Annotated in this window: 2 protein-coding genes; one reads left to right on the top strand and one right to left on the bottom strand. The window is 41.8% G+C overall.

The features are described 5' to 3' along the window. Positions 1-443: 443 nt before the first annotated feature. On the bottom strand, positions 444-1,571 hold the full coding sequence (locus CDG79_RS40200) for an acyltransferase family protein (RefSeq protein ID WP_094347007.1): 1,128 nt from the start codon (positions 1,569-1,571) through the stop codon (positions 444-446). Positions 1,572-1,689: 118 nt separating this feature from the next. On the opposite strand from CDG79_RS40200, the gene CDG79_RS40195 reads away from it, so the two are divergent. Then, positions 1,690-2,148: a peroxiredoxin gene (locus CDG79_RS40195; protein WP_094347006.1), complete on the top strand. Its 459-nt coding sequence runs from the start codon at positions 1,690-1,692 to the stop codon at positions 2,146-2,148. The last annotated feature ends 10 nt before the right edge of the window (positions 2,149-2,158 follow it).

The following is a 2,158-nucleotide window of genomic DNA, read 5'->3' as shown; positions in this document are numbered from 1 at the left end:
TCGACAAAAGTCACGGCGAGCTGCGATGAATGATCAGTATATGGTTTCTGTTTTGGCTGCGGCTCTTCCAAACTCAATACTCTCCTAGAATCTACCTGTCAATAGGGTTTGAGACGCGCTAACCCTGAAATTTTATGCGCCGCATCCATTACCTCACAATTTTTCTATGGATTAATTTAGTGAATTAGAAGAAATAAGAATTTTCAACGCACAGATAAGTCTGTACACGCTTCTTTATTCAGAATTCAAGAAGCGAGACACCAGAACTTTTATCAGTTCCGTAAGAAGAACGGAAATGAGTTGATTAAGAGTATAGATAAAGCTGCGATTGCCTTTGTTCCTAAAGAGTTACAAATCTATCACTTGATACCTGTTGTAACCTTGATAACACTAAAACGTAAAGAACAACTAAAATCTTCATTTTCTAATGCCTGGTTTCAAATTTACACTTTGAGAAACCAACGTTGTCGATACATCAGAACACCAACAGCCCACCATAACAATACGGTGACTATGGCAAATAACAGAGAACCATTAAGAAGTCCCGCCCAGGATGCGAAAAAGTTATGGTAAATCCAATTGTAGGTACTGGGAGCATCTTTACCTGTGCCGATAGTGGTTTTCACTAAGATTTTAATCAATAAAACCGATGGAACGAAAAGTGCGATCGCATTTAAGCCCATAATTTCAAAAGGTTTACTCCAGCGACGATTTAGCCGGACTTCAATCAGTTCATAACAAGTTGCTAGCAAAAGTAACGCCCAACCGCTAGTAAATACGACATAAGAACTTGTCCACAGCTTTTTGTTGATGGGGAATGTCCACCCCCACACCCAACCGATAATTAAACAACCAATTCCAAATAATCCTAAGCCGATACTTGTACGTGATTGTACAGGTTGGCTGCGTATCCATTGACCCGTAAAATAGCCAGCTAGAACGCTTACTATTGCGGGAATAGTACTGAACAATCCCTCTGGATCTCCCATAAAGTTGAAACCATCACCTTTATATAGATGTCCTTTGGGAATAATCATCCGGTCAACATAAGCGCTAAAATTACCTTCTCGTGTCAAAACTCCCGCGCCATAATCGGGTATTGGTAGATACATCATCGTTAGCCAGTAACCGATGAGTATTACTACTGCAAGTATCCATTGACCTTTGCGCGTCAGGTTGAGAACTATCAAGGAAGCCAACAGATAGGTAATACTGATGCGTTGTAACACTCCCATAATGCGGATGCTACTCAAGTCAAAAGTCCAAACACCTTGATTCCAAAAGCCATTTAGTAGGAATCCCAAGGCAAAGAGAATAGCGGCGCGGCGTAATATCCGCCAGTAAACAGTTGAGGTGGGTTTATTGTCTTCGGTGTACTTTGACAGCGAGAAAGTCATTGCTACACCAACAATGAAGAGAAAGAAGGGGAATACCAAATCAGTTGGCGTGCAACCATGCCAATCGGCGTGGGCTAAGGGAGGATATACATCATCAGCGACTCCCGCCATATTGACAAGAATCATAGCAGCGATGGTAATGCCGCGAAAAACATCCAGTGAAGTCAGGCGCATAAAGAGAATTTTTTCTTTGATGAGTATCTAAGCTACCCCGCCTGATGCAGCTAATCAAGCAAAATTTATATACTCGGATACAAGGTAAAATTTTGTTAAATAATTACCACCAATTGTTATGCCAGTCAAAGTTGGAGATACCGCTCCTAATTTCACTTTACCTGCTCAAAATGGCTCAACAGTTAGCCTCCAAGATTTTCGCGGCACAAAAGCTGTTGTCCTATATTTTTATCCCAAGGATGACACACCCGGATGTACGGCTGAATCCTGTGCCTTTCGCGATCAGTATGAAGTGTTTAAAAGCGCTGGGGCTGAAGTTGTTGGTGTGAGTGCTGACTCCAGCGAATCTCACCAAAAATTTGCTGCGAAATATAATCTACCTTTTACCCTGTTAACTGACAAAGGTGACCAAGTACGGAAGCTATATGGCGCAACAGCAGCCTTTGGCTTATTCCCTGGTCGCGTTACTTACGTCATTGACCAACAAGGAGTTGTGCAATACGTGTTTGATTCAATGTTTAACTTTAAAGGTCATGTTGAAGAAGCACTGAAAACTTTGCAACAGCTTGTGAAATAGGGGATTGGGG

The organism is Nostoc sp. 'Peltigera membranacea cyanobiont' 232 (assembly GCF_002245985.1).
Classification (GTDB): Bacteria; Cyanobacteriota; Cyanobacteriia; order Cyanobacteriales; family Nostocaceae; genus Nostoc.
Note: the sequence above shows the minus strand (reverse complement) of the source record. Positions and strands in the feature narration are given on the sequence as shown.